This window comes from Microbispora rosea, assembly GCF_900156315.1.
GTDB classification, from domain to species: Bacteria; Actinomycetota; Actinomycetes; order Streptosporangiales; family Streptosporangiaceae; genus Microbispora; species Microbispora rosea.
Genome location: NZ_FTNI01000034.1, coordinates 20,464 through 46,415, shown reverse-complemented (window position 1 = coordinate 46,415; position 25,952 = coordinate 20,464). Strand labels below are relative to the sequence as shown.

The 25,952-nt window shown below is 71.3% G+C and carries 25 protein-coding genes and 1 pseudogene; 16 read left to right on the top strand and 10 right to left on the bottom strand.

The window, feature by feature from the left end; translation table 11 throughout:
* Positions 1-160 precede the first annotated feature (160 nt).
* Complete coding sequence (locus BXA11_RS34805) at positions 161-1,114, top strand: heme o synthase (protein WP_030507307.1); 954 nt, start codon at positions 161-163, stop codon at positions 1,112-1,114.
* Positions 1,115-1,525: 411 nt separating this feature from the next.
* On the opposite strand, the pseudogene BXA11_RS45855 reads toward BXA11_RS34805, so the two are convergent.
* A pseudogene (locus tag BXA11_RS45855) lies at positions 1,526-2,009 on the bottom strand (MMPL family transporter).
* A 215-nt stretch (positions 2,010-2,224) separates the two neighbouring features.
* Positions 2,225-2,725: a hypothetical protein gene (locus BXA11_RS34790; protein ID WP_143734696.1), complete on the bottom strand. Its 501-nt coding sequence runs from the start codon at positions 2,723-2,725 to the stop codon at positions 2,225-2,227.
* Between the two features lie 378 nt (positions 2,726-3,103).
* Between BXA11_RS34790 and BXA11_RS34785 the strand changes: the two genes are divergently transcribed.
* Genes BXA11_RS34785 through BXA11_RS45545 form a run of 3 tightly spaced genes read left to right on the top strand, consistent with a single transcriptional unit; the run spans position 3,104 to position 4,378 of the window.
* Entirely contained in the window at positions 3,104-4,012 is a 909-nt protein-coding gene (locus BXA11_RS34785; RefSeq protein ID WP_076441434.1) for a LysR family transcriptional regulator, read from the top strand.
* A gap of 10 nt (positions 4,013-4,022) precedes the next feature.
* On the top strand, positions 4,023-4,244 hold the full coding sequence (locus BXA11_RS42675) for a hypothetical protein (RefSeq protein ID WP_143734695.1): 222 nt from the start codon (positions 4,023-4,025) through the stop codon (positions 4,242-4,244).
* Positions 4,245-4,249: 5 nt separating this feature from the next.
* The gene (locus BXA11_RS45545; RefSeq protein ID WP_275409700.1) at positions 4,250-4,378 is read left to right on the top strand and encodes a hypothetical protein; all 129 of its coding nucleotides are present in this window, start codon (positions 4,250-4,252) and stop codon (positions 4,376-4,378) included.
* Between the two features lie 640 nt (positions 4,379-5,018).
* Here BXA11_RS45545 and BXA11_RS34780 read toward each other — a convergent pair.
* The 3 genes from BXA11_RS34780 to BXA11_RS34770 all read right to left on the bottom strand — a co-directional run bounded on the left by BXA11_RS34780 (position 5,019) and on the right by BXA11_RS34770 (position 8,109).
* The gene (locus tag BXA11_RS34780; protein ID WP_076441432.1) at positions 5,019-6,020 is read right to left on the bottom strand and encodes a zinc-dependent alcohol dehydrogenase family protein; all 1,002 of its coding nucleotides are present in this window, start codon (positions 6,018-6,020) and stop codon (positions 5,019-5,021) included.
* Positions 6,021-6,022: 2 nt separating this feature from the next.
* Entirely contained in the window at positions 6,023-6,421 is a 399-nt protein-coding gene (locus tag BXA11_RS34775) for a nuclear transport factor 2 family protein (protein ID WP_076441430.1), read from the bottom strand.
* Positions 6,422-6,558: 137 nt separating this feature from the next.
* A complete protein-coding gene (locus BXA11_RS34770) occupies positions 6,559-8,109 on the bottom strand; it encodes a N,N-dimethylformamidase beta subunit family domain-containing protein (protein WP_204053648.1) in 1,551 nt (516 codons plus the stop codon).
* 140 nt (positions 8,110-8,249) lie between these two features.
* On the opposite strand from BXA11_RS34770, the gene BXA11_RS34765 reads away from it, so the two are divergent.
* Both BXA11_RS34765 and BXA11_RS34760 read left to right on the top strand, forming a co-directional pair.
* The gene (locus BXA11_RS34765; RefSeq protein WP_204053649.1) at positions 8,250-9,728 is read left to right on the top strand and encodes a PrsW family intramembrane metalloprotease; all 1,479 of its coding nucleotides are present in this window, start codon (positions 8,250-8,252) and stop codon (positions 9,726-9,728) included.
* Positions 9,729-9,929: 201 nt separating this feature from the next.
* Entirely contained in the window at positions 9,930-11,021 is a 1,092-nt protein-coding gene (locus BXA11_RS34760; protein WP_083744794.1) for a lytic polysaccharide monooxygenase auxiliary activity family 9 protein, read from the top strand.
* A 383-nt stretch (positions 11,022-11,404) separates the two neighbouring features.
* Here BXA11_RS34760 and BXA11_RS34755 read toward each other — a convergent pair whose 3' ends face one another.
* Together BXA11_RS34755 and BXA11_RS34750 are read right to left on the bottom strand one after the other, a co-directional pair.
* On the bottom strand, positions 11,405-12,133 hold the full coding sequence (locus BXA11_RS34755; protein ID WP_239104980.1) for a SanA/YdcF family protein: 729 nt from the start codon (positions 12,131-12,133) through the stop codon (positions 11,405-11,407).
* A 6-nt stretch (positions 12,134-12,139) separates the two neighbouring features.
* On the bottom strand, positions 12,140-13,147 hold the full coding sequence (locus BXA11_RS34750) for a COX15/CtaA family protein (protein ID WP_076441428.1): 1,008 nt from the start codon (positions 13,145-13,147) through the stop codon (positions 12,140-12,142).
* A 163-nt stretch (positions 13,148-13,310) separates the two neighbouring features.
* Between BXA11_RS34750 and BXA11_RS34745 the strand changes: the two genes are divergently transcribed.
* Positions 13,311-14,018, top strand: coding sequence for a GntR family transcriptional regulator (locus BXA11_RS34745; RefSeq protein ID WP_076441426.1), 708 nt, complete (start codon positions 13,311-13,313; stop codon positions 14,016-14,018).
* Positions 14,019-14,028: 10 nt separating this feature from the next.
* Here the strand turns inward: BXA11_RS34745 and BXA11_RS34740 are convergent, their stop codons facing one another.
* From BXA11_RS34740 to BXA11_RS34730, 3 genes are all read right to left on the bottom strand, one after another.
* Entirely contained in the window at positions 14,029-14,940 is a 912-nt protein-coding gene (locus BXA11_RS34740) for an EamA family transporter (RefSeq protein WP_076441424.1), read from the bottom strand.
* Between the two features lie 151 nt (positions 14,941-15,091).
* On the bottom strand, positions 15,092-15,805 hold the full coding sequence (locus BXA11_RS34735; RefSeq protein ID WP_083744801.1) for an ABC transporter permease: 714 nt from the start codon (positions 15,803-15,805) through the stop codon (positions 15,092-15,094).
* A 56-nt stretch (positions 15,806-15,861) separates the two neighbouring features.
* Complete coding sequence (locus BXA11_RS34730) at positions 15,862-16,818, bottom strand: ABC transporter ATP-binding protein (protein ID WP_076441422.1); 957 nt, start codon at positions 16,816-16,818, stop codon at positions 15,862-15,864.
* A 338-nt stretch (positions 16,819-17,156) separates the two neighbouring features.
* Here BXA11_RS34730 and BXA11_RS45540 point away from each other — a divergent pair, with 338 nt between their 5' ends.
* The 9 genes from BXA11_RS45540 to BXA11_RS34685 all read left to right on the top strand — a co-directional run bounded on the left by BXA11_RS45540 (position 17,157) and on the right by BXA11_RS34685 (position 25,837).
* Positions 17,157-17,912, top strand: a complete 756-nt coding sequence (locus tag BXA11_RS45540; RefSeq protein ID WP_083744800.1) for a helix-turn-helix transcriptional regulator — start codon at positions 17,157-17,159, stop codon at positions 17,910-17,912.
* Positions 17,909-19,321, top strand: a complete 1,413-nt coding sequence (sufB, locus tag BXA11_RS34720) for a Fe-S cluster assembly protein SufB (RefSeq protein ID WP_030507291.1) — start codon at positions 17,909-17,911, stop codon at positions 19,319-19,321. The genes BXA11_RS45540 and sufB overlap by 4 nt, the downstream gene beginning before the upstream one ends.
* Entirely contained in the window at positions 19,321-20,445 is a 1,125-nt protein-coding gene (sufD, locus tag BXA11_RS34715) for a Fe-S cluster assembly protein SufD (RefSeq protein WP_076441418.1), read from the top strand. The genes sufB and sufD overlap by 1 nt, the downstream gene beginning before the upstream one ends.
* Positions 20,442-20,771: a non-heme iron oxygenase ferredoxin subunit gene (locus BXA11_RS34710; RefSeq protein WP_030507289.1), complete on the top strand. Its 330-nt coding sequence runs from the start codon at positions 20,442-20,444 to the stop codon at positions 20,769-20,771. The genes sufD and BXA11_RS34710 overlap by 4 nt, the downstream gene beginning before the upstream one ends.
* 6 nt (positions 20,772-20,777) lie before the next feature.
* Positions 20,778-21,530 (top strand): Fe-S cluster assembly ATPase SufC, encoded by a 753-nt coding sequence (gene sufC, locus BXA11_RS34705; protein WP_076441416.1) that lies wholly within the window; start codon positions 20,778-20,780, stop codon positions 21,528-21,530.
* The gene (locus BXA11_RS34700; protein ID WP_076441414.1) at positions 21,530-22,792 is read left to right on the top strand and encodes a cysteine desulfurase; all 1,263 of its coding nucleotides are present in this window, start codon (positions 21,530-21,532) and stop codon (positions 22,790-22,792) included. The genes sufC and BXA11_RS34700 overlap by 1 nt, the downstream gene beginning before the upstream one ends.
* A gap of 3 nt (positions 22,793-22,795) precedes the next feature.
* Positions 22,796-23,233 carry a Fe-S cluster assembly sulfur transfer protein SufU gene (sufU, locus tag BXA11_RS34695; RefSeq protein ID WP_030507286.1) on the top strand — a complete coding sequence of 146 codons (438 nt, stop codon included), beginning with the start codon at positions 22,796-22,798 and terminating at the stop codon, positions 23,231-23,233.
* Positions 23,234-23,300: 67 nt separating this feature from the next.
* A complete protein-coding gene (locus tag BXA11_RS34690; protein ID WP_030507285.1) occupies positions 23,301-23,690 on the top strand; it encodes a metal-sulfur cluster assembly factor in 390 nt (129 codons plus the stop codon).
* Positions 23,691-24,175: 485 nt separating this feature from the next.
* Complete coding sequence (locus tag BXA11_RS34685; RefSeq protein WP_076441412.1) at positions 24,176-25,837, top strand: DEAD/DEAH box helicase; 1,662 nt, start codon at positions 24,176-24,178, stop codon at positions 25,835-25,837.
* Positions 25,838-25,952 lie beyond the last annotated feature (115 nt).

The following is a 25,952-nucleotide window of genomic DNA, read 5'->3' as shown; positions in this document are numbered from 1 at the left end:
CCTCGGTAGCGGCACCAGCGGCTTCGGCCCCGGTTCGGGGACCACCTGCGGTGGCGACTACAGTGATTTCGCAAGTGCCGGCTGCCGCCCGGAGACAGGCTGCCCGGAGATCCGCCCTAATCAGAGGTTACGCGTTGACCCCGCACGTGTTGGAAGCGCCTTGACGGTCCTGACGAACAAGCAGACGGTGACCCCCCTCGGGTCCGCCGCGACGGCCACGGCCCCCCGCTCTATCGGGGCGCTCGTGAAGGCCTACGTGGCGCTCACCAAGCCGCGGATCATCGAGCTGCTGCTGATCACGACCCTGCCGGTCATGTTCCTCGCGGCGCACGGCCTGCCCGACCTGTGGACCGCGACCGCCACCATGGTGTTCGGCACGCTGTCGGCGGGCAGCGCGAACGTCCTGAACTGCTACATCGACCGGGACATCGACCGGACGATGCGGCGCACCCGCAGGCGTCCGCTCGCCAAGCACGACGTGTCGCCGATGGGCGCGCTGATTTTCGGTGTGATTCTCGGCACTCTTTCGACGCTCGGGCTCGCGCTCACGGTCAACGGCTTGGCGGCTGTGCTGTCGCTGGGCGCGATCCTGTTCTACGTCTTCGTGTACTCGCTGGTGCTCAAGCGGCGTACGTCGCAGAACATCGTGTGGGGCGGCATCGCCGGCTGCATGCCGGTGCTGATCGGCTGGGCCGGCATCACCGGCGGGCTGTCGTGGGCCCCGGTCGTGCTGTTCGGCGTCGTGTTCTTCTGGACGCCGCCGCACACCTGGACGCTCGCCATGCGCTACCGCGAGGACTACGCGGCGGCCGAAGTGCCCATGCTGCCGGTGGTCGCCACCGAGCGCCGGGTCGTCCGGCAGGTCGTCGCCTACACCTGGGCCACCGTGCTCTGCTCGCTGCTGCTGTGGCCGATCGCCGGCACCTCCCTGATCTACCCGGCCGCGGCGCTCGTGCTCGGCGCGGTCTGCCTGGTGGAGGTCTACCGCCTGCTCGGCCGGGTGAACGCCGGCAAGACCGGCGTCGACCTGCGCCCGATGCGGTTCTTCCACTGGTCGAACATCTACCTGGCGCTGCTGTTCCTCGCCGTCGCGATCGACTCCCTGGTCGCCTGAGCCGGTCCGCCACCGGCTCGGCCGGAAGACGGCTACGGCCGGTGTGTCCATGGGACAGGTCGCAGCGCTGATGCCACCCGGCGCACTCTTGCGCACGTTCGAGCCATGGAACGGGTGGCGGCGTGGCCGCTCGTGGGCCTCACGGTCACCTTCGCGGCCACGATCGCCTTCCTGGCCCGGGGTTATCCGTACGCCCCGGTGCTCGCACTGACGTGGGTGGCTGTGTACTCCGCCGCCGCCTGGCGCCCGGAACGGGTGTCCGCGGCGGCGCTGGCGGCGGTGACCCCCGCCTACCTGTCGTTCTCGTCCCTGACGGCGGTGCCGGACGCGCCGGAGATGGGCGTGCCCGCGCCGGCCGTGCTGTGGCTCCTCGCGCCGGTTTCGGGCGGGTGCTTCGGGCTTCTTCCGAAGCTAGGCGTGCGGGACCGGCCCCAGCTCGTCGTGTTCGCCTACCATGGCGGGCTGCCGATCCCGAGGGGTGACACGGCCGCGGCGCGGGCGTGGGACGGGCGGGCCACAGGTCGCGGGGCCGATGTCGAGCGCCAGGGCGGGGACCAGGACCGTGCGCACCGCGAACGCGTCGACGAGCACGCCGAGCGCGACCAGCAGGCCGAACTGGATGTTGAGGACCACCGGGGTGATGGTCAGCACCATGAACGTCCCGGCGAGCACGACGCGCGGACACCTGCCTGACCCGGGCCATGAGGAAGATCGCGTAGTCCACGCCCAGCGCCACCAGGAACAGGAACCCGAGCGTGAGCACCGTCTGGTCGGTGCGGGCGAATCCGAGGGCGTGGAACAGCAGCGCGGACAGGCCGAGAGCGGCGCCGGACGAGAGCAGGGCGCAGCCGAGCAGCAGCAGGGGCGATCGGGGACGTGGCGACTGCCCCGACATCCCTGTCTTCTTGATCTCCCGGACCGACGAGGCGGACGACTGGACAGAGTCGCTGGCACGGCATCAGGGGGAGGGAGCCGGCGGTTGCGAAGCGGCACCAAGTTACGTCACAAGCTGACCCAGCGGGCAACAAGGGAGAACCCCAGGGCAGGCTCTGGGCCCCCGGCAGGGGGCCAGAGGAATTCACGGGATGTCGCACAGCTGAGTCGAGCAGGCTACGGCAGGAGTTTGTTCGAAAGCGAGGATGCCTGGATGGCCGTAATCTTGATCATGCTCAGCTCTGTGGTGGCTGACGAAATAAGGCTTCCGCAGCTCAGTAGCACTTGGCCGCCTGCCGTGAAGGTGTGCACGACGTTCAAGGACATGGGAACCGACGCAAGGACCGGATCCTGGGTGGCGACAGCGTAATCGTTGTCGTCTCCAGCCCGAAGGTAGCACTTAACGATCGCGGGGTAGCCTTCGGTAACTGGCGGCTCCAGATTGAGCTTGGCGAACACGGTGTAGCTGCCCGCTGGTAGAAAGAGCCTGGCGACCTGCTTCTGCTGGCCGGGCGCGGTCTTCCCAGTCGAGAAGTTGTTCTTCCATCCGCTGTACACGGCGGCCGGGCCTGGCGTGGCGCTCTCGGCTGTGCCCGAAGCGGCGACGAATGCCGCACCTGCCATCGCGATGAGCGTCCCCAGCATGGACAGTGTTCGACGTCCAGTGCGTATGGCCATTTAAGCCTCCTTGTGTGGACCTTCGCTGAATTGTCACAACTGCGGCCACACGGAATGGACGCTAGCTGCGACGGTCCTATCCCTCAACGGCGAGTTCGAGACGAGGTCAGAGGAGTACGTCCGCGCGCCGGCCGCTACGACGCCTTGTCGTTTTCGCCATCTCCCCTACCGACCTTGCTTTCGGACCAATGCGCGCGGGCGCGTCTGGATCAATGCCGTATTGGGTGAATTTCTACGCGCATTGGTGGGGTGTGACACGCCCTCGTTCCAATGCGGAATCGGGTCTTGACAGTGCCGGAGACTTCGGCAGCGACCGCTGATCGATGTCCCTAATCCGGCATCTTGGATCGGTCGCCGGGTTCAAGCACAATGCGGCGTATGGACCTAGATCTGGGTTTGGTCGCCAACTTCTTGGTCCTCGTGGAGGAGATGCACTATGGGCGTGCGGCCGTGCGGCTGCACATGAGCTCATCTGCGTTGACGAAGCGGGTCCAACGTCTGGAACGACAACTCGGTGTCCCCCTCGTCGAGCGGGACTCTACGGGTGTGCTCGCCGTTACGTCCGCAGGCCGACGGTTCGCGATCGCCGCCGAACCCTTGATGGCTCAGGCCGTCGCCGCCCGTGAGAGTGCCCGGGCGGCACCCGCCCGCTACACGCTGCGGGTCGGTATGCCCGCCGGCGGCGGCGCGATCCTTGGGCAATTCGACATGACCCGCATCGCACGGCACGTCCGCCGTAGCTTCCCCGAGACCCGGCTGGTGCTTCAGGACGTTCCCTTTTCCGAGCTAACTCGCTGCCTGCCCGAGCATGGGGTGGACGTGCTGTGGAACATAGCGCCCATCCACCATCCCGCCGTGGAGTCGTTCCCCCTGACCATCACGAGCGCTCGCATCGGCGTGGTCGCCGCCCGGCATCCCCTCGCCGACGCCGGAACGATGAAGGTGGAGGACTTTATCGAACAGCCAATGTTGTATATCCCGGCCGTCGCCGAGGAGTGGATGAACCAGTTCTGGCTCGCAGACGTGCGGTCCCGCCGCGAGGCGCGCCTGGTCGAGGTCGAGTCCGAGGATGTCATAGGCGTCTTGCGGCGCATCGTCGAGGGCAAGGCCGTGATCGCCGCGGTCGCGCACATCGCTCCACTCTTAGGGTCTAGCCTGCGGTCGGTGACGCTGACCGGCGCTGCGCCCCTGGTCTACTACGTCGCGTGCCGGCGCACCGACCGGCGTGCCGCCGTTCATGCCCTGGTGGAGGCATTTCAGGCTGTCGGCCCCCGCCGCCTGCTGTAGGCCCGATGCGATGGCCGCGCCCATGCGCACGCCGTCGCCGGCATCATCACCAACCGCATCGAGCAGTTCGCCGCAGCCCACCCCACCCGCCCGGCCTGCGCGGTACAAGCTCCCGCGAGGCGGCAAGCGATCGATCGAAACGGCGCTGGCCGTGGACGGCAACCTCGACGAAGACACCCTCGATGAGTTCCTCGACAAGGTGCTGATCCCATCGGAGAAGGGGAGCAGGTAACCCCCATGGCGGACACCAGTGTCAGGATCGCCCGGGAAAAGCTCGCTGCGGTGCGCGTACAGCTCAACGACCACACGCCCCCCGAGCTCCGCCTCCAGATCGGCATGCTCGCCGCCCAGATCGCGATGGTTTAACACCTCGACGGCATCGAGAAGAACATCGACTTCGGATTGTCGTGCGTCCCGGATGATTCTCTGCCCCTGAGCACACTCGAAAGCCCCGGACGAACCTCGTGCGTGGGGCTACACTCCTATACGGGGGAACTCCCGCCGGGCGAGTTCCACGGCCCGGGGTCGACTGGGCCCCCGATGGCATCCAGCTGGTCTCGTCGTTGTCCTGCACCTGCCCGATCCCCGCGGCCAGCGCGCCGGGGGGCGAGCACCACCAGCCAGGCGGCGATCACCACGCACTTGCCGATCCGTCCCGCGGGCAGACCGGCCAGGCGTCGCAACGTCTCCATTCCGCACCTCTCGTCGTCTTCGAAGAGAGGCCCAACGGTGGCGCGGAGGGCGTCGCGGGCGTCCCCCGTGGACGTCACCCCTGGCTACGGCCGCGCGTACGCCCACGACCCGGCCGGTGCCGGGGCGGCGTACGGATCAGGGGAGTAGGTGCAGCGGTGCCGCGACGCTTCCGGTCGGCTTGAACACATCGCCGCACGAGCCGCGGCGCCCTCGTGAACCAGGAGAGGCCCCGCCCGGGGGAGCCCGGACGGACCTCTCTTCGCGCTGATCCGGTGCGGTCGCCACCAGGGTGCCGCTGACGTCCGCGCCGAGGTCAGATGGTGATGACGACCTTGCCGAACGCCTTGCCCGAGGCGTAACGGTCATAGGCGTCGCGAGCCTGGTCGAAGGGGAACGCGCGGTCGATGACCGGGCGAAGGCCGTTGACCTCGATGGCTCGGTTCATGGCGAGGAACTGGGCGCGGCTGCCGACCGCGACGGCGCGCACGGTGGCGCCGGAGGCGAAGAGCGTGCGCGTGTCGACCGGGGGCGCGGTGTCGGAGACGAAGCCCACGCACGCGACGTGGCCTGCCATCGCCACCGCCTTGAGGGACTGTTCCAGCAGGCCGGCCACGTCGATGACGCGGTCGGCGCCCCGCCCGCCGGTGAGTTCCCGCACCCTCGCCGGCCAGTCGGGGACGGCACGGTAGTCGATGACATCGTCCGCGCCGAGATCGAGCAGGCGGGCCGCCTTCCCGGGCGCGCTGGTGGTGGCGATCACCCGGGCGCCGAGCGTCTTGGCGAACTGCAGGGCGAACAGCGACACCCCGCCCGATCCCTGCGTCACCACCGTCTGGCCCGGACGCAGACCGTCCGCGCCGGTCACGGCGTTCCAGGCGGTGACCGCGGCGCACGGGAGCGTCGCCGCCTCCTCGTAGGACAAGTGGCCGGGAACCGGCACCAGAGCGTCCTCGGCGACCACGGCGCGTTCCGTGAGCATGCCGTCCAGCGAGCCGCCTCGCTGCGGCAGGTGCTCGATGCCGAACGGGCCGTCCTGCCAGCTGGGGAAGAGGGTGGCGGCGACCCGCTCGCCGATCCGCCGCGGGTCGACCCCGGGCCCGACCGACACGATGTCTCCGGCCCCGTCGGACAGCGGGACCACGTCCGGCTTCACCGGCAGGACGTAGTCGCCGCGGGCGATCATCAGTTCCCGGAAGCTCAGAGACGCCGCGCGTACGGCGACGACGACCTGACCGGGGCCGGGGACCGGGTCGGGATGGTCTCTGATCGTCAGACCCGCGATTCCGGCGCCGCTGTCGAGGTGGTAGCTGCGCATGGTCAGGCCCGGGCGTCGGAGTCGGTGGCGAGCGGGACGGGGGCGCCGGTCTTGCTGTAGCCGAGGGCCGCGACGATTCTCCCGTCCCGGACCCGCATGAGGTTCACTCCGCGCACCGAGTCGCCGGGGCCGTCGCCGAAGCGGTAGCGCCACGTGATCGTCGCGCGGTCGCCGTCGACCCAGACGTCCTCCGGCCCGAACTGGGTGGTGCGGTCGCCGGCGAGCGTCCGCCAGAACGTCAGGCACGCCTGGCGTCCCTCGACGCGCTCCCCGTCCGGAGCCGGCTGGACGGCCTCCATCACGCAGTCCTCGGCGACCAGGTCGTCGAGAATCGCGGGGTCGTGGTGGACGAACGCGTGGTTGAAGCGGTCGATGACCTCGGCCGTGGTCAGTTGCGGCACATCGGCTCCCTGAGCGAGATAGAACGTTCGGTCTATAGGGTTATATCGACCAGTCGATCTACTAGTCAAGGGCGGGCCTGCGCGCGCGACGCCGTACGGCAGGCGGGGAGGGCGCCCGTCCGCGACGGGCCGCGGCGTCAGGCGCGGTAGACGCGGCGGACGTTGTCGTCGGGGGCGGGCAGGCGCTCGGCGGCGGGTCCTTCGGCGAAACCCTTGAGCAGGTTGGTCGTCGTGGCGGTGACGAAGGCCCGCGTACGCGCATCGATCCCGTGCGCCCGCGGCAGGTCGCGGGTGCGTGCCATGAGCGTCTCGGCCCACCGCATGGTTCCCGAGGCGAACACCCCGGCCCCGCTCGGGGCGGTGTAGTAGGCCGCGTCGGCGAAGCTGGGCCGTCCCACGCAGGTGACCGGCGAGTGGGCGAGGATCTGCAGCGGCCTGGGCGTCGGCACGTCCGTGTTCACCCGGTCGTACTCCACGCCCACGAGGTGGGGGAACGCGTCGCCGCGGCGCACGCCGGTGCCCGCGAAGATCCAGTGGCGGGGCTCGTGCACCACGAACGGCGCGTCCACGGGATAGCCGTCGTAGTAGACCCCGATGAGCGACGACTCGGGATCGGCCTTCGGCGCCGCCCGGAAGTCGGTCGTCGCCAGCGACGGGCGCGTGCGGACCAGCGGGTCGCGGTCCACCGCGGTCTTGTAGCAGACCACCAGCTTGCCGTCCTCCTCCATCCGGACGCGGCGGAAGCAGGTGTTGGCGCCCAGGAAGGCCAGGTTGGCGCCGGCGTCGCGGGCCTCGGTCACCGTGCGGCGCACCCCGGGCGTCCAGTACTCGTCGTGCCCGAGGAAGATGACCGCGGAGGCGCCGGTGAGCACGTCGTCGCCGGCCTCCAGGTCGCCGCCCGTCGTGTACGCCAGGGGCAGGCCGAGCCGTTCGGCGAGGGCCACCACCGGCCGCTCGTGGATGAGGAACTTCTCCATCCCGGTGCTGTCGTAGGGCCGGTCGAAGCTGACCGCGAGCGAGCGGCTCTCGTAGCGGCCGTCCTCGCCGTAGTAGAGGCTGTAGCCGCCCCACCGGTTGTACGCCTGCCAGGTGGGGGTGGCGTGCACGAGGACCGTGCGGCCGGCCCCGGAGGCCGAGCGCACGACCAGCGGCACGTACCGCTGGTGGCCGCGCTCGGTGTCAAGGCGCAGCAGGTAGGCCCCCTCCGGCCAGCCCTCCGTGGACACGGTCAGGGAGCGCCGCCACCGGGCCCGTACGGTGCGGGTGTCGCCGGCGAGCCGTCCGCGGCCCTGGTCGCGCCCCTTCATCCACCCCGAGCGCCACACCCGGCGGGCGAGCGTGCCGCCGTACCAGCCCATCCGGTAGGCCGTGACCCGGTAGCGGCCCTCGGTGGTGGAGACGTGCAGCCCGAACGACTCCCCGGGCAGCACGCTCGCGCGGTCGCCGTAGCCCTCGATCGCCTCGTCGGAGCCGCGCTCGCGCACCCGCCAGTCCGGGTCGCCGGGCAGCAGCCGTTCCGCCACCGGCTTCCTGGACGGCGACGGAGAGGCGGGGGAGGGCGAGGAGGAGGCGGGCGTGGAGCCTTCCCGGGACCCGGGCGCGCATGCGGCCACCGAGCCGACGGCGGCGGCGCACGCGATACGGAGGAACCCCCGTCGTCCGAGCCCGTCACGTGGTGCGACATCCATGATCGCCCATTGTGCCCGCAACCGGGACGTGTTCGGGACGACCGGCGCGCCTGCGAGATACTTGCCCCGGCACGGAATGCATGAGGATCTTTTGGGGCCGGAGGAGGACCGCGGCGGGCGTGGTCGGTTACAGTCGCACAGTGGCAGGCCTCGACCCCCGCGCCGTTCTCAGGGAGCGTCCGTCCATCGGCCTCATCGTGGGTCTGGTCGTCGCCGGAATCTGCGCCCTGGTGTCGTTCTCCTTCGACATCATCAACGGCGAGCCGGTCCAGTTCTTCATCGCGCTCGGGCTCGCGGTGGCCCCCGTGCCGCTCCTGCTCGCGGGCGTGCTCGCCCTCGACCGCATGGAGCCGGAGCCGCGCACCAACCTTATCTTCGCGTTCGCCTGGGGCGCGGGCATCGCCGTGCTGCTCGCGGGCGTGCTCAACTCGCTCAACCTCGTCTACGTGGCCCATCAGCTCGGGGACGCGACCAGCGCGCGCAACCTCGTCGCCACCTTCGGCGCCCCGCCCGTGGAGGAGACGGCCAAGGGGCTGGTCCTGCTCGGGCTGCTGTGGTTCCGGCGGCAGGAGCTGGACGGGCCCACCGACGGGATCATCTACGCCAGCATGGTCGGGCTCGGCTTCGCCATGTCGGAGAACGTCAGCTACTACCTGGCCGCGCTGGAGGAGAACGGCGCGCAGGGGCTGGCCGCCACGCTCGTGCTGCGGGCCGTGCTGTCGCCGTTCGCCCATCCGCTGTTCACCTCGCTGATCGGCATCGCCGTCGCGTACGCCGCGCAGCGCGGGGGCGCGGTGGGGGTCGTCGTCATCGTCATCGGGTGGATCGGGGCCATGCTGCTGCACGGCCTCTGGAACGGCTTCGCCACCTTCGGCGGCCTCGGCGGGCTCGCCATCGCCTACCTGCTGCTGATGATCCTGCTCATCGTCGAGCTCATCGTGATCTTCCGGGACAGACGGCGGATCGTCGGCCTGATCCACCACTACCTGCCGCCGTACGAGCGCAACGGGCTGATCAACCAGGCCGACATCTTCATGCTGTCGTCCCTGCGCCGCCGCCGGCAGGCCAGGGTGTGGGCCAAGGCCCACGGCGGCAGGGCCGGGGCACGGGCGATGATCGACTATCAGGTCGCCTCCACCGAGCTCGGGCTGCTGCACGCCCGCGCGGCCAGGGGCGGGGTGGACGAGGAGACCTTCCGCGCCCAGCAGCGGGCGCTCGCGGACCTCATGGCCTACGCCCGGCTGTCGTTCCCGCTGCCGGAACGCCACCAGGCGAACGCCGCGCGGGGGGTGCCCCCGCCGGGGTACGCGCCGGGCGCCCCACCCCCGGGCCGGTGGCCCGGCGGCGGTCCTCACGTGCCGCCCTGGTACGGACAGCGACCAGGCGGGCCGGGAGACCGGCGGCAACCGGGCGGGCCGGGCCACGGCCCGCCGCCGGAAGGGCCGCCTCCCGGGTACGGGCACCCGCTGGGCGGTCCCGGGCAGCCGCCGGGCCCGCCACAGGGTCCGCCACAGGGTCCGCCACCCGGGCTGCCACCAGGGCCGCCGCAGAACCCGCCGCAGGGGGGCCCCGGTCCGGGCGCCGGGCCGGATCCCGGGCTCGGCGACCCGCGGCGCTGATCCGCCGCGCGGCAAGATCGCGGCGGCGCTTGGCCCGGACGGCCGGTGCGTGTTTCAATCACTGTGCGCGGTGGCCACTTGATGGGTGGGCTCCAGGAGGGCGTGCGGCGATGCCGCATGCGTTCTTCTCGTACGACAGCCCGAGACGGCGCGGCCTTCTCCGGAAGGCGTGCCCGCCCACCATGAGGAGAACCCCCAGCCATGAGCACCACAGCGCAATCCCCGCGTTGGAGATCGCTGTCCCTGAGGCCCGGGCGAAAACTCGCCGTGCTCGCCGCGGTGGCGGCCGTGCTCGCCGGCCTCGTCGCGGTCCTGACGCAGACCGCGGCCGAGGCGCACGGCGCCCTGCAGGCCCCCGCGAGCCGCACGTACGCGTGCTACACCGACGGCCTCACCGGCGGCCAGATCATCCCCAACAACCCCGCATGCAAGGACGCCGTGGCGGCCGGCGGCACCCAGCCCCTCTACGACTGGTACGGCGTGCTCCGCTCCGACGGAGGCGGCCGCACCCGGGGCTTCATCCCCGACGGCCAGCTGTGCAGCGGCGGTTTCAGCAAGTACGCCGCCTACGACGCGCCGAGGACAGACTGGCCGACCACCACGCTGAAGGCCAACAGCACCTACAACTTCGTCTACGGCGCATGGGTGCCGCACCCCGGTGGCTTCAAGCTCTACGTCACCAAGGACGGCTGGAACCCGACCCGGCCGCTCACGTGGGACGACATGGAGGAGCAGCCGTTCCTCACGGCCGACCCCGAGCCTGAGGTCAGCAACGGCGCCTACCGCTTCTCCGGCAAGCTGCCCGACAAGAGCGGCCGGCACATCATCTACGCCGTCTGGTACCGCTCGGACAGCCAGGAGACCTTCTACGGCTGCTCGGACGTGAACTTCCTCCGCGACGGCGTCTCGCCGAGCCCCTCGCCGAGCGCCTCACCCACCAGGAGCCCGTCGCCGAGCCCGTCGCCCAGCCCCTCGGCCTCCCCGACGGCCGGAAACCCGGCCTGCACGGCCACGGTGAAGCTGACCAACACCTGGCAGGGCGGCTTCCAGGGCGAGGTCACCATCAAGAACACCGGCACGGGACCGCTCAACGGCTGGTACGTGCAGTGGCAGATGTCGAACGGCGCGACGATCACGCAGGCGTGGAACGGCACGTCCATGCAGAGCGGGCCGTTCGCGATGATCCACGCCCCGGAGTGGAACTCCTCGCTGGCCCCGGGGGCCTCGGCAACGGCCGGGTTCCTCGGCAGTGGGCCGGCCACACCGTCGATCAGCGACATCAGCTGCGGCTGAGCGGGGCCTGATCCCGCGCGGCACGGCCCGGCGCCGGAGTCCGCGGGAGACGCCCGGGAAGCCGTCACGGCGGCTCCCCGGGCGTTGCGCGATGGGTGGGCGGAGGAGGATCCGCTCGTACCCGCGGTGCGATAGCCACTGTGGGTGTGGCCTCACCTCCCTCGGGGGATGGTGGGAGCGCTCCCACGTGGCCGGACCCTAACGCGCGGGGCCGTCACCGGCCAGTAGACGCGCCTCCGCCCGTCACGTCCGCCCAGTTCAGGGCGTGTGGCCCGATGAAAGTTTCGCCGCCCGGCTCGTCACGCTCGCCGCCTCGCCGTCACGCCGCCTGCCGCTCCGCGCGCCGCCCCGCCCGTCACGCGCCACGCGCCGGGCTCGTGCGCTCAGCCGGTCAGCGCGCGGTCGAGCGCGGTCTCGCGGCGGCCGAGGAAACGCGGCGAGGAGTGCAGGACCAGGCTGTCCACCAGGGCCTTGGCACAGGCGGGGAACTCCCTGACGGCGTAGGCCAGCGTCTCCACCGGCCAGTCGTGGCTGGAGTCGTCGCCGACGCCGAACGCGTCCAGCCCCGCCGCACGGCACAGCGCGACGGCCCGGGGGAGGTGGAACACCTGGGTCACGACGACGAGACGGGACGCGCCGAAGATCTCCTTGGCCCGCACGCAGGAGTCCCACGTGTCGAACCCGGCGTAGTCGAGCACGATCTTCCCGGCCGGGACGCCGTGCGCGATCAGGTAGTCACGCATGATCGAGGGCTCGTCGTAGTCCCTGCGGCTGTTGTCGCCGGACAGCAGCAGGGCCCGCACCTTGCCCGTGCGGTACAGCTCGGTGGCGATGTCGAGCCGGGCGCCCAGCATCGCACTGGGCTTCCCGTTCCAGACGCCCGCGCCCAGCACGAGCGCGGCCGGCATCGCGGGCACCTCGGCGGTCCAGTTCGTGCCCGGCTCGGCGGTCACCCGGTGGGCGGAGCTCGTCAGCCAGGCCCAGGTCATCGGCACCAGCGGCAGCACGCTCAGGGCCACCAGGCCCTGGAAACCCCGGCGCAGTGCCGTACGCGACCAGGTCCAGGGGCGGACGACCCGGGACAGGACGCCCCCGGGGGATAGCCCCTCCACCTCGGGTCACACCCCCGCGTGGTGGAGCTCCGGCTGCTCGTGGGCGGGGGCGGGCGCGGGACCCCGGGTCCGCATGAAGAACACGACGCGCAGCGCGCAGACCCACACGAGCGTGGCGCCCAGCACGTGCAGGAGCACCAGGGCGGCGGGGACGGCGAGGAAGTACTGCACATACCCGATCACGCCCTGGGACAGCTCCACCCCGAGCAGCACGATCGCGGCGCGCCGGGCGCGGCCGGGGGCGCCGGAGACGTGCAGGGCGAACAGCAGGGCGAACGTCAGCCCGACGACGACGTAGGCGATGTCGGTGTGCAGCCGCACCACGCTCTGGATGTCGAAGCCGAAGCGGGAGGCCGCCTCGTCCCCCGAGTGCGGCCCGGTGCCGGTCACCACCACTCCGGCCAGCAGCAGCGCGAAGGCCGCCGCGGACAGCGCGTACGCGAGCGTGCGAATGTCCCTGTGGACCAGCCGCTCCGCCGGGGCGTCACCCTCGCCCGCCCGGGCGAACAGCACGACGGCGGCGGCGGTCATGCCGATGGACAGCAGGAAGTGGACGCTGACGGTCACAGGGTTGAGCAGCGTGTGCACAACGACACCGCCCCACAGGGCCTGGACGAGGACGCCGGCCGGCTGCACCAGCGCGAGCCGCAGCAGGACCGGGCGGCCGCGCTCGCCCCTCGACAGCTGCCAGGCGGCGATCACACACGCGGCCGCGACCGCGAGCACGAGGAACGACAGCAGGCGGTTGCCGAACTCGATCGCCATGTTCACCGGCGCGTGCGTGTCGATCCTCGCCGGGACGAAGCTGTCCGGCGTGCAGCGCGGCCAGGTCGGGCAGCCGAGGCCGGAGCCGGTGACGCGGACGGCCGCGCCGGTGACGGTGATGCCGACGTTGACCACGATCGCCGCCAGGGCCCACCGCCGCATCGACTCGTTCGTGGGAAACCTCAACGAGCGATACAGGGCGAGCAGCGTGCCGCGGATCCGGTCAGTCGTGGGATTCACGGAATTCATCGTAGGCGGCCATGGGGGTGGTCCCTTCTCCGGGCCGCGCGCCGTCCGGCCAGGCCCGCGCCGTCCCCGCTCCCTCGGGCCCGTCCGGGTACGCACTGATCGTTTTCCCCGGCAGGGCCGGTACGATCGGCCGTGCGGGACCGAGGAGGGCGGTGGCCGGTCGATGGGCGGGGCGTGGAACGGACCGGCGAGCCGTGAGCGTGACGACCTCCGCGCGGCGGGCGCCGGAACGCGGCAGAACCTGCGCGAGCAGGTGGCGCAGGCGCTGCGCGACGCGCTGGTGGCCGGGGAGATGCGGCCCGGCGTCGTCTACTCGGCCCCCGCGCTGGCGGCCAGGTTCGGGGTCTCGGCCACACCGGTGCGGGAGGCGATGCTCGACCTCGCCAAGGAGGGCCTGTTCGAGGCCCTGCGCAACAAGGGCTTCCGGGTCGCCGAGGTGTCCGAGCGCGACCTCGACGAGATCATCGAGATCAGGCGGCTGATCGAGGTGCCCACGGTGACCCGGCTCGCCGGAGAGTCCCTGGGCGCGCGGGCCGAGGCGCTGCGCCCGATCGCCGAGGAGATCGTCTCCGCCGCCGGACGAGGCGACCTGCTCGCCTACGTGGCGGCCGACCAGCGATTCCACCTCGCGCTGCTGGCGTTGTCGGGCAACGCCCGGCTGGTCGAGACGGTCAGGGACCTGCGCGCCCGGGCCCGGCTCTACGGGCTGCGCGGGCTGCCCGACGCGCAGATGCTGGCGTCCTCGGCGCGCGAGCACCTCGATCTCCTCGACGCCCTCGTACGCGGCGACGCCCACGCGGCCGAGCGCCTGATGAACCACCATCTCCAGCACGTGCGCGCGATCTGGTCGGCCGACCCGCCCCCGGCCTGAGCGGCGCGGCTCAGCCGTCGCCCGCCCGGGTGGCGCCGATCGAGGCGACGACCACGCAGCCGATGGCCGCCCACTCGCGGACCTGGAGCACCTCGTGTAGGACGAAGAGGCCGACGAGCGCGGCGGCGGCGGGCTCCAGGCTCATCAGGATGCCGAAGACCCGCTTGGGCATCCGGCGCAGGGCCTCGAGTTCCAGCGAGTAGGGGATGACGGAGGAGAGCAGGCCCACCCCCGCGCCGACCAGCAGGATCTCGGGCCGCAGCAGATCGCTCCCGCCCGCGGTGACCCCGATGGGCGCGACGACGATCGTGGACACGATCATGGCGAACGACAGCCCGCTAGCGCCGGGGAAGCGGGCGCCGGTGGCCGCGGAGAACACGATGTAGGCGGCCCAGAACGTCCCCGCCAGCGCCGCGAACCCGATGCCGATCCAGCTCGCGGTCCCCGCGTCTCCCCAGGGGGCGAGCAGGATCACGCCCGCGGCGGCCAGTCCCACCCACAGCAGGTCGAGCCGGCGGCGGGAGGACACCACGGCCAGGGTGAGCGGCCCGATGAACTCGATGGCCACCGTGATCCCGATCGGCAGCCGGGCGAGGGCCTCGTAGAACGACAGGTTCATCAGGCCGAGGCTGAGCCCGAACGCGACGCCGACGGCGAGGTCGCGCCGCGACAGTCCGCGCACCTTGGGCCGGACGACGGCCAGCAGCATGACGGCGCTGGTGGCGATGCGCAGGAAGACCACGGCCGAAGGGGACAGCTGCGTGAACAGGTTCTTGGCCAGTCCGGCGCCGACCTGGACCGACAGGATTCCCAGCAGCACCAGCCCCGAGGGCGGTATCGCGTCGGAGGCGGCCCGCAGCGCCCTGCTCGGCGACCGCCACCCGCGATACGACTCGGCGTCCGGAAGGGATTCAGCGGTCATGCCGGCAACCCCACAAAAGGCATTGATCAGAGACAAACGCCCGCAATCATATGCGCCGGCCGTCAGGCCGCAGGTAGGGGCCCCGGCGTCGTCACTCCCCGCGGGCCCGTGTCACTCCCGGTGGGCCCGTGTCACTCGCCGCGGGCCCGGGTCATTCCCAGCGGAACGTGCGGGCGGCAAGGGCGAGCGCGGCCACCGTCCAGCACAGCAGCACGAGCAGCGCGCCGCCGGGGAAGCCGCCGGTGCTCAGGGCGGTCCGCAGCCCGGAGGTGAGCGCGCTGATCGGCAGCAGCCCGAGCACGTGTTGCACCCCGGCCGGGAACCGGTCCAGCGGGAACAGCACGCCGCCGAGCCCGAGCAGCACCAGGTAGACGAGGTTGGCGCCGGCCAGCGTGGCCTCCGCCCGCAGCGTGCCGGCCATGAGCAGGCCGAGGCCGCTGAAGGCCGCCGTGCCCAGCAGGAGGAGCGGCACGCCCCACAGCGGGTCGCCGTGCGGCGACCAGCCGAGCGCCAGCGCCACCGCGACGATCACTACGACCTGCAGCACCTCCACGGCGACGACCGCGACGGTCTTGGCCAGCAGCAGCCCGGTCCGTGACAGCGGGGTCGCGCCCAGGCGCTTCAGCACGCCGTACCTGCGCTCGAAGCCGGTGGCGATCGCCTGCCCGGTGAACGCGGTCGACATGACCGCGAGCGCGAGGATGCCGGGGGCGACGAAGTCGACGCGCGCGCCGCCGCCGACGTCCACCAGCGGGGCCGTGGAGAAACCGACGAGCAGCAGGATCGGGATGATCATCGTGAGCAGGAGCTGCTCGCCGTTGCGCAGCATGGCCCGGATCTCCGCGCCCGCCTGGGCGAGGACCATCCGGTGCAGCGGCGCGGCCCCGGGCCGCGGCGTGAGGTCCAGCGTGGCGATCGTGGTCACCGCAGCTCCCTGCCGGTCAGTTCGAGGAAGACGTCCTCCAGCGTGCGCCGCTCGATGCGCAGGTCCTCGGTGGTGACGCCCTCGGTGGCGCACCAGGCCGTGACGGTGGCGAGCAGCTGCGGGCCGACCTGCCCCTCGATGATGTAGTGCCCCGAGGGCGACTCCTTGGCGGCGCTGCCCGGCGGCAGCGCGGCCAGCAGTTCCTCCAGGTCGAGCCCCGGGCGGGCACGGAACCTGAGCTGGCGCTCGGCGCCGGTCAGCGACTCGGGCGTGCCCTCGGCCACCACCCGGCCGTGGTCGATGACCACCACGTGGTCGGAGAGCTTCTCGGCCTCGTCCATCTGGTGGGTCGTGAGCACCACCGAGACCCCGGCGGCGCGCAGCGCGGCGACCAGGTCCCAGCAGGCGTGCCGCGCCTGCGGGTCGAGACCGGCGGTCGGCTCGTCGAGGAAGACCAGTTCCGGCCGCCCGATCACCGCGGCCGCGAGCGACAGGCGCTGCTGCTGGCCGCCCGACAGCCGCCGGTACGGCGTGCGCGTGTGGTCGGTCAGACCGAGCAGGCCGAGCAGGGAGTCGGGGTCGAGCGGGTGGGCGTAGAACCGGGAGACCACCCGCAGCCACTCGCCCGCGCGGGCGGCGGGAGGCACCCCTCCCGTCTGCGGCATGATCCCCAGGCGCGGCTTCAGGGCGGGGTCGGCCGGGTCCAGGCCGAGCACGCGCACGGTCCCGCCGTCCGGCCGCCGGAAGCCCTCGCAGATCTCGATCGTCGAGGTCTTGCCCGCGCCGTTGGGCCCGAGGATCGCCGTGACGGCGCCCCGCGCGCAGGTGAGGGTCAGCCCGTCGACGGCCGTGGTGCCGCCGTAGCGCTTGACCAGCCCGTCGATCTCTACCGCCGGCGCGGCGTCGCCCGCGCTGCCGAGCGTGCTCTCGAACGTGCTGTCAACCCCCGGCACTCCCACCGGCCTCCCCTCGCAGCACCGACCGCCGGAGCCGGCCGGATGCGGGCCGCCCTGGTCAATCGTCGACGGCATCGAGTCTAGGGAGCGGGAGGCGCGCTCTCGTCGGCGAGTGCCGCCATTCCAGTCCAGGGAGGTAAAGGATGCGGAAAAGTCGCGTTGTCGCAGGTTAGGTAAGGCTTACCTGCGTGAGAAATTGCATCCCCGCCGACCTCGCCTTGGGTTTGTCGCCGGGGAAGGAATTACGGCACACTGATGTTGTGAAAAACGTGCAGGGGAAGCAGAGCGCCGAGAAGGCCGTGGTGACACGGCCCGTTTCGGCGTCCCCTGTGCACATGGACATCACCGCCGAGCGCGGCACCCGCGCCAGGGTGGCGCGGCTCATCCTGGAGCACGGCCCGGTGACGGCGGCGGCGCTCGGCGAGCGGCTCGGGCTTACCCCGGCCGCGGTGCGCCGCCATCTCGACGCGTTGCTGGCCGAGGGCATGATAGAGCCCCGTACGGCGCGCCCGCGCGGCCAGCGGGGGCGCGGCAGGCCGGCGAAGATGTTCGCGATCACCGATGCGGGCCGCAGCGCCTTCGTGCACGCCTACGACGACCTCGCGGGCAGCGCGCTGCGCTTCCTGGCCGAGCGGCTCGGCGGCGAGGCGGTGTCGGAGTTCGCGCGGGCGCAGGTGTCCGGGCTGGTGGGCCGGCTTGACGCGCTGATGCGTGAGGTCCCCGCCGAGCAGCGGGTCCGCGTGCTGGCCGAGGCGCTGTCCGCCGAGGGCTACGCGGCGTCGGCGTCCGCGACGGGCAAGGGCGGCGAGCAGCTGTGCCAGCACCACTGCCCGGTCGCGCACGTCGCGGCGCAGTTTCCGCAGCTGTGCGAGGCGGAGACCGAGGCGTTCGCCCGGCTGCTGGGCACGCCGGTGCAGCGCCTGGCCACGATCGCCAACGGCGACGGGGTCTGCACCACCCACGTGAGTTCACACGCGCTGGCCGCACGGCACGCGCGTCCCGATTCGACGACCGCCGATCCATCGACCACCACCGGTCTATCGGCCGCACATCTATCGAGCACATCGACGAGCAAGGAGTCCGGAAGGTGACTGTCACCGACCGCCCGGAGCTGGAAGGCCTCGGGAATTACAAGTTCGGCTGGGCCGACACGGACGTGGCGGGGGCCACGGCCCGTCGTGGGCTGTCCGAAGAGGTCGTCCGCAACATCTCCGCGCTCAAGAACGAGCCGGAGTGGATGCTCGACCTGCGCCTCAAGGGCCTTCGGCTGTTCGGGAAGAAGCCGCTGCCGACCTGGGGCTCCGACCTCACGGGCATCGACTTCGACAACATCAAGTACTTCGTCCGCTCGACGGAGAAGCAGGCGGCGTCCTGGGACGAGCTGCCCCCCGACATCAAGAACACCTACGACAAGCTCGGCATCCCGGAGGCGGAGAAGCAGCGCCTCATCGCCGGCGTCGCCGCCCAGTACGAGTCCGAGGTCGTCTATCACAAGATCCGTGAGGACCTCGAGGAGAAGGGCGTCATCTTCGTCGACACCGACACGGGCCTGCGTGAGCACGAGGAGCTCTTCAAGGAGTACTTCGGCACGGTGATCCCGGTGGGCGACAACAAGTTCGCCGCGCTCAACACCGCCGTGTGGTCGGGCGGCTCGTTCATCTACGTGCCGCCGAACGTGAACGTCGAGATCCCGCTGCAGGCCTACTTCCGGATCAACACCGAGAACATGGGCCAGTTCGAGCGGACCCTGATCGTGGTGGACGAGAACTCCTACGTCCACTACGTCGAGGGCTGCACCGCGCCGATCTACTCGTCCGACTCGCTGCACTCGGCGGTCGTCGAGATCGTCGTGAAGAAGGGCGCCCGCTGCCGCTACACGACGATCCAGAACTGGTCGAACAACGTCTACAACCTGGTCACCAAGCGCGCCGTGGCGTACGAGGGCGCGACCATGGAGTGGATCGACGGCAACATCGGCTCCAAGGTCACGATGAAGTACCCGGCCGTCTACCTGATGGGCGAGCACGCCAAGGGCGAGACGCTGTCGGTCGCCTTCGCCGGCGAGGGCCAGCACCAGGACGCGGGCGCCAAGATGGTGCACCTCGCGCCCAAGACGTCCTCGACGATCATCTCCAAGTCCGTGGCGCGCGGCGGCGGCCGCACCTCCTACCGGGGCCTGGTGCAGATCGAGGAGGGCGCGGCCGGCTCGGCCTCGACCGTCAAGTGCGACGCGCTGCTGGTCGACCAGATCAGCCGGTCCGACACCTACCCCTACGTGGACGTCCGCGAGGACGACGTGTCGATGGGCCACGAGGCCACGGTCTCCAAGGTGTCGGAGGACCAGCTCTTCTATCTGATGAGCCGCGGCCTCGGCGAGGACGAGGCGATGGCCATGATCGTGCGCGGCTTCGTCGAGCCGATCGCCCGCGAGCTGCCCATGGAGTACGCCCTGGAGCTCAACCGCCTGATCGAGCTGCAGATGGAAGGAGCGGTCGGCTGATGGGCCTGGAGACCAAGCCGCTGTCGACGCTGCACGAGAAGTCGTCGTACGACGTGGCCGACTTCGCCGTGCCGACGGGCCGCGAGGAGGAGTGGCGCTTCACGCCGCTGTCGCGGCTGAAGGGGCTGCACAACGGCACGGCCGCCGTCACCGGCGGCGTCGTGGTCGACGTCGAGGCCGCGCCCGAGGTGCGTGTCGAGACCGTCGGCCGCGACGACGCCCGGCTCGGCAAGGCCTACACGCCGGCCGACCGGGTCAGCGCGCAGGCCTACTCGTCGTTCGAGAAGGCCACCGTCGTCACGGTGCCGAAGCTGACGGCCGCCTCCCGGCCCACCGTGATCACGCTGCGGGGGTCCGGGGCGGGCGCCGCCGCCTACGGGCACATCCTCGTGTCGGTGGAGCCGATGGCCGAGGCCATGCTGGTCCTCGACCACCGCGGCAGCGCCGTCTACGCCGACAACGTCGAGTTCGACGTGGCCGAGGGCGCGACGCTCAAGGTCGTCAGCCTGCAGGACTGGGACGACGACGCCGTGCACGTCTCGCACCACCACGCGCGGCTCGGCAAGGACGCGACGTTCCGCTCGTTCGTGGTCACCCTCGGCGGCGACCTCGTACGGCTGTCGCCCTCGGTGTCGTACACCGCCCCGGGCGGCGACGCCGACCTGACCGGGCTGTACTTCGTGGACGCGGGACAGCACCTGGAGCACCGCCTGCTGGTGGACCACAGCGTGCCCAACTGCCGCAGCAACGTGACCTACAAGGGCGCGCTGCAGGGCGACGCCGCCCACGCGGTCTGGATCGGCGACGTGATCATCCGGGCCGAGGCCGAGGGCACCGACACCTACGAGCTGAACCGCAACCTCATCCTCACCGACGGCGCCCGCGCCGACTCGGTGCCGAACCTGGAGATTCTCACCGGCGAGGTCGCGGGAGCGGGCCACGCGTCCGCCTCCGGCCGCCTCGACGACGAGCACATCTTCTACCTGCAGGCCCGCGGCATCCCGTTCGACGAGGCCCGCCGCCTGGTCATCCACGGCTTCTTCGCCCAGCTGCTGGAGAAGATCGAGGTGCCGGAGATCCGCGAGCGCGTCCTGTCCGCGGTCGAGGCGGAGCTGGCCCGATGAACGCCGAGACCGCCCACTGGGAGAAGGTCTGCCAGGTCGGCGACATCCCGGACGGCGGCGTCCTCGGCCTGGAGGTCGGGGAGACGCCCGTCGCGCTGGTGCGGACCGCCGGTGAGGTCTTCGCCCTGCATGACGTGTGCTCCCACGCCGAGGTCCGCCTCAGCGAGGGCGAGGTCTACGACCACACGCTGGAGTGCTGGCTGCACGGCTCCTGCTTCGACCTGCGCACCGGCAAGCCCACCGGGCCGCCGGCGACCAGGCCCGTCAACGTCTACCGAGTCAAGATCGAAGGCGACGACGTGTACGTCTCGCTCTCGAAGGAGTAAATACAAGTGTCCACCCTTGAGATTCGTGACCTGCACGTCGCCGTGGGCGACAAGGAGATCCTTCGCGGCGTCGACCTGACGGTCCGCAGCGGCGAGACGCACGCCATCATGGGCCCGAACGGCTCGGGCAAGTCCACGCTGGCGTACGCCGTCGCGGGGCACCCCAAGTACACCGTCACCTCCGGCTCCGTGCTGCTCGACGGCGAGGACCTGCTGGAGATGTCGGTGGACGAGCGCGCCCGCGCTGGCCTGTTCCTCGCCATGCAGTACCCGGTCGAGGTGCCCGGCGTCAGCGTGTCGAACTTCCTGCGCTCGGCGATCACCGCGGTCCGCGGCGAGGCGCCCAAGCTGCGGGAGTTCGCCAAGGAGCTGAAGTCGGGCATGGACGCGCTGTCCATCGACCCGGCCTTCGCCCAGCGCAACACCAACGAGGGCTTCTCCGGCGGCGAGAAGAAGCGCCACGAGATCCTCCAGCTGGAGCTGCTCAAGCCCAAGATCGCCGTACTGGACGAGACCGACTCCGGCCTCGACGTCGACGCCCTGCGCGTCGTGTCCGAGGGCATCAACCGGTTCCGCGCGAGCGGCGACACCGGCGTGCTGCTGATCACCCACTACACCCGCATCCTGCGTTACGTGAAGCCGGACTTCGTCCACGTCTTCGCCGGCGGGCGCGTGGTGGAGGAGGGCGGTCCCGAGCTGGCCGACAAGCTGGAGAACGAGGGCTACGAGGCCTACACCTCGAAGGCGGCGTCCGCCTGATGAGTGCGCCCGGCTTCGACGTGGAGAGGATCAGGAAGGACTTCCCGGTCCTCGGCCGCGAACTTCCCGGAGGCAGGTCGCTGGTCTACCTCGACTCCGGCAACTCCTCCCAGAAGCCGACCCAGGTGGTCGAGACCATGCGCGACCACCTGACCTGGCATTACGGCAACGTCGGCCGGGCGCTGCACGTGCTGGGCAGCGAGTCGACCGAGGCGTACGAGGCCGCGCGCGACAAGATCGCCGCCTTCGTCAAGGCCCCGTCGCGCGACGAGATCGTGTTCACCAAGAACGCCTCCGAGGCCCTCAACCTCGTGGCGTACGCCTTCGGCAACCCCGTCGGCGAGGACGAGCGGTTCCGGATCGGCCCCGGCGACGAGATCGTCATCTCGGAGATGGAGCACCACTCCAACATCGTGCCGTGGCAGCTGCTCGCGCAGCGGACCGGCGCGACGCTGCGCTGGTTCCCGGTGACCGACGAGGGCCGCCTCGACATCGACGGCCTGGACGAGCTGGTCAACGAACGCACGAAGATCGTCTCGATTACGCACCAGTCGAACGTGCTCGGCACGGTCAACTCGGTCTCGCCGATCGTGGCCCGCGTGCGCGAGGTCGGCGCGCTGATGATGCTCGACGCGTCGCAGTCGGTGCCCCACCAGCCCGTGGACGTGACCGAGCTGGGCGTCGACTTCGTCGCGTTCACCGGGCACAAGATGGTCGGGCCGTCCGGCATCGGCGTGCTGTGGGGCCGCCGCGAGCTGCTCGACGCCATGCCCCCGTTCCTCGGCGGCGGCGAGATGATCGAGGCGGTCTGGATGGACCACTCGACGTACGCGCCGGTGCCGCACAAGTTCGAGGCGGGCACGCCGCCCATCGTCGAGGCGATCGGCCTCGGCGCCGCGGCCGACTACCTGACCGCCGTCGGTATGGACCAGATCAAGGCGCACGAGAAGGAACTGGTCGCGTACGCGCTGGAGGCGCTGCCGGAGGTCCCCGGGCTGAGGATCATCGGCCCGCGCACGCCCATCGCCCGTGGCGGCACGATCTCGTTCACCCTGGAGGGGATCCACCCGCACGACGTGGGGCAGATCCTCGACGACGTGTACGGGATCGCGGTGCGGGTAGGTCACCACTGCGCCCGGCCGCTCCACCTCAGGTTCGGAATTCCGGCGACCACGCGGGCGTCTTTCTACCTGTACAACACGACGGCCGAGATCGACGCACTGGTCCGCGGCCTCCACCACGTGCAGAAGGTGTTCGGCTGACCCATGATCGGTGAATCCATGTACCAGGAGCTGATCCTGGAACACTACAAGCATCCCCAGGGGCGGGGACTGCGTGATCCGTACGACGCGGAGGTGCACCACGTCAACCCGACCTGCGGCGACGAGGTGACGCTGCGCGTGAAGGTGGCCGACGGCGGCAAGGTGCTCGACGTGTCCTACGACGGTCAGGGCTGCTCCATCAGCCAGGCCGCCGCCTCGGTGCTGCACGAGCTCGCCACCGGCTCCACGGTGGAGGAGTCGCTGTCGGTGGTGGAGGAGTTCACCCGGCTCATGCAGGGCAGGGGCCAGGTGGATCCCGACGAGGACGTGCTGGGCGACGCGGTGGCCTTCGCCGGTGTGGCGAAGTTCCCCGCCCGCGTCAAGTGCGCGCTGCTGGCCTGGATGGCCTACAAGGACGCGCTGATGAGGAGCCAGGGATGACCGGCCGCCCCGGCCGCGTTGGGAAGTACGGCGCCGCGCCGCGGGCGCCGCGAGGTGAGGAGACGACGTGAGCAAGCCGACCGAGACCCCGACGGGCACCGTGACCGAGGCGCCGACCGGGACCTACGACGGGGAGACCTCCCTCGACGACGTGGTCGAGGCGCTGAGGGACGTGGTGGACCCCGAGCTGGGGATCAACGTGGTGGACCTCGGCCTCGTGTACGGCGTCAACCTCGACCCGGCCGGCGAGGGCGAGCGCCCGATCGCCACCATCGACATGACGCTGACCAGCGCCGCCTGCCCGCTGACCGACGTGATCGAGGACCAGGCCAACTCGGCGCTCGCCGACATGGTCTCCAACGTGGTCATCAACTGGGTGTGGCTGCCGCCGTGGGGCCCCGACAAGATCACCGACGAGGGCCGCGACCAGCTTCGCATGCTCGGTTTCAACGTCTGACCGGCCGGACCGGGTCCGGTCCTGCCACCCGTGTGTCCGGGGCCTCGCGCCCCGGACACACGCGTTCCGCCGGTCGTCCCCCCGGGTGCTCACGGTGCGGTGCTCACGATGGGGTGCTCACGATCCGGCGTTCGGTACGCGGCGGTCGCGATGCGGTGCGGTGACACGGCGCCCGTGACACGGCGCCCCGCCGCCGTCCGCCCGCGGAATCGCCGTCGCGGAGCGGGAATGCCGTACAGTTGTTCTTTGCTTTGCATTGTGCGACGTGAGTGTCGGGCGTCCGTGGGATGCCGCCACCCGGCGGTCTCCACTTCTGCGGGACGCGCTCACGGCATCACCCGGGCGTAGGCCGCTCACTTTCCGGCCCTCGGCGCCCCGATCGGTACGGCTCGCTCGCCGTATGTGTAACGGCTCGTCCTTTCGCAGAAGTGACGCGCCCACGTGTTCCGGCACGTTCTTTCTACGAAAGGCACGATTTCGTGACCATGCTTGACCTCGGTGAGGGCACCGAGACCCGCGCCGAGTTCGCACTGCTGGGTCTGCCCAAGCCGCTCGTGGCGGGGCTGGCCCGGCAGGGCATCACTGAGCCGTTCCCCATCCAGCGGGCGGCCATTCCCGACATCCTCGCCGGCTATGACGTCCTCGGCCGGGGCCAGACCGGCTCCGGCAAGACGCTCGCCTTCGGCCTGCCCACCCTGACCAGGATCGCGGGGGAGAAGGCGCGCCCCGGCCGGCCTCGGGCCCTCGTCCTGGTGCCCACCCGCGAACTGGCCCTGCAGGTGGCCGACACCCTCGAACCGCTCGGCCGCGGGCTGTCGCTGCGCACCCGCACGGTCGTCGGCGGCATGTCCATGGGCCGCCAGATCGACGACCTGCGCCGGGGGGTCGACATCGTCGTCGCCACGCCCGGCCGGCTGACCGACCTCATCGAGCAGGGCGAGTGCGCGCTGGACGACGTCCAGATCACCGTCCTCGACGAGGCCGACCACATGTGCGACCTCGGGTTCCTGCCCGTGGTCAGCGCGCTGCTCGCCCGTACGCCTTCGGACGGGCAGCGCCTGCTGTTCTCCGCGACGCTCGACGGCGACGTGGACACGCTGGTCACGCGCTTCCTGACCGACCCGGTGATCCACTCCCTGGATCCGGCCACCTCCTCGGTGGAGACGATGGAGCACCACCTGCTCCAGGTGCACCGTGACGACAAGGTGGACGTGACGGCGGAGATCGCCAACCGGGACGGCCGCACGATCCTGTTCGTCCGCACCCAGCACGGCGTGGACCGCATCGTGAAGCAACTCGCCCGGTCGGGGGTCCGCGCGGGCGGCCTGCACGGCGGCAAGCGGCAGAACCAGCGCACCCGCATCCTCGACGGGTTCCGCGAGGGCAGGATCGGGGTGCTGGTCTGCACCGACGTCGCCGCCCGCGGCATCCACGTGGACGACGTGAGCCTCGTGCTGCACGTGGACCCGCCGGCCGACCACAAGAGCTACCTCCACCGCGGCGGCCGTACGGCCCGCGCGGGGGAGCGCGGCGTGGTGCTGACGCTGGTCCTGCCGAGCGAGCGCCGCGCCGCCGAGTCGATGACCCGAAAGGCGGGGGTGACCCCGTCCCGTCACCGGGTGGCGCCGGGCGACCCGATCCTGGCCGAGATCGCCGGGGCCAGGCGGCCGAGCGGCGAGGCCGTTCCGGTGTGGGAGCCCGACGTGCGCAGGCCGCTGCGGCCCGCGCGGGACGACCGGGCGCCGGGCCGCAGGCGGCACGGCGGCGACCGTGTTCGCGGCACCGACCGCCCCGGTGACGGGGACGGCCGGCGCAGGCGGTCCGACCAGGGTGAGCGGTCCCGCGGTCCCCGGACCGGCGACGGCTGGGCCGAGGGCCGCACCGAGTCGCGCGGCGGCCACCACCGTGGCCGCACGGGTGGGTACGGTGGCCAGTCCGGACACGGCCAGGCCGGTGGATACAGCGGCGACGGCGGTCAGGGCGGCCAGGGCGGCCAGAGCGGCCAGAGCGGCCAGAGCGGGCGCGGAGGCTACGGCGGTTACAGTGGCCAGGGTGGTTACGGTGGCCAGGGCGGACGCGGAGGCTACGGCGGCGACGGCGGCCGTGGCGGACGCCGCGGCCGTGGCAGCCGCTTCACCGGCCGCTGAGTCGTCATCACCATGATTGCCTGAAACACCGCACCTCCACCGGGCCGTCCTTATGGGCGGCCCGGTGGCGTATGGGGCGGCGCTTGACGCAAACTATGTAGACCGGTCTAGTGTG

Coding starts and splice junctions, on each gene's coding strand:
- sufU (WP_030507286.1), top strand. CDS start 22,796: ATGATCGGTGAATCCATGTACCAGGAGCTGATCCTGGAACACTACAAG.
- BXA11_RS45540 (WP_083744800.1), top strand. CDS start 17,157: ATGGACATCACCGCCGAGCGCGGCACCCGCGCCAGGGTGGCGCGGCTC.
- BXA11_RS34740 (WP_076441424.1), bottom strand. CDS start 14,940: ATGACCGCTGAATCCCTTCCGGACGCCGAGTCGTATCGCGGGTGGCGG.
- sufD (WP_076441418.1), top strand. CDS start 19,321: ATGGGCCTGGAGACCAAGCCGCTGTCGACGCTGCACGAGAAGTCGTCG.
- BXA11_RS34785 (WP_076441434.1), top strand. CDS start 3,104: ATGGACCTAGATCTGGGTTTGGTCGCCAACTTCTTGGTCCTCGTGGAG.
- BXA11_RS34780 (WP_076441432.1), bottom strand. CDS start 6,020: ATGCGCAGCTACCACCTCGACAGCGGCGCCGGAATCGCGGGTCTGACG.
- BXA11_RS34710 (WP_030507289.1), top strand. CDS start 20,442: ATGAACGCCGAGACCGCCCACTGGGAGAAGGTCTGCCAGGTCGGCGAC.
- BXA11_RS42675 (WP_143734695.1), top strand. CDS start 4,023: ATGGCCGCGCCCATGCGCACGCCGTCGCCGGCATCATCACCAACCGCA.
- BXA11_RS34735 (WP_083744801.1), bottom strand. CDS start 15,805: ATGGTCCTCGCCCAGGCGGGCGCGGAGATCCGGGCCATGCTGCGCAAC.
- BXA11_RS34790 (WP_143734696.1), bottom strand. CDS start 2,725: ATGGCCATACGCACTGGACGTCGAACACTGTCCATGCTGGGGACGCTC.
- BXA11_RS45545 (WP_275409700.1), top strand. CDS start 4,250: ATGGCGGACACCAGTGTCAGGATCGCCCGGGAAAAGCTCGCTGCGGTG.
- BXA11_RS34745 (WP_076441426.1), top strand. CDS start 13,311: ATGGGCGGGGCGTGGAACGGACCGGCGAGCCGTGAGCGTGACGACCTC.
- BXA11_RS34770 (WP_204053648.1), bottom strand. CDS start 8,109: ATGGATGTCGCACCACGTGACGGGCTCGGACGACGGGGGTTCCTCCGT.
- BXA11_RS34760 (WP_083744794.1), top strand. CDS start 9,930: ATGAGCACCACAGCGCAATCCCCGCGTTGGAGATCGCTGTCCCTGAGG.
- BXA11_RS34750 (WP_076441428.1), bottom strand. CDS start 13,147: ATGAATTCCGTGAATCCCACGACTGACCGGATCCGCGGCACGCTGCTC.
- BXA11_RS34685 (WP_076441412.1), top strand. CDS start 24,176: ATGCTTGACCTCGGTGAGGGCACCGAGACCCGCGCCGAGTTCGCACTG.
- BXA11_RS34700 (WP_076441414.1), top strand. CDS start 21,530: ATGAGTGCGCCCGGCTTCGACGTGGAGAGGATCAGGAAGGACTTCCCG.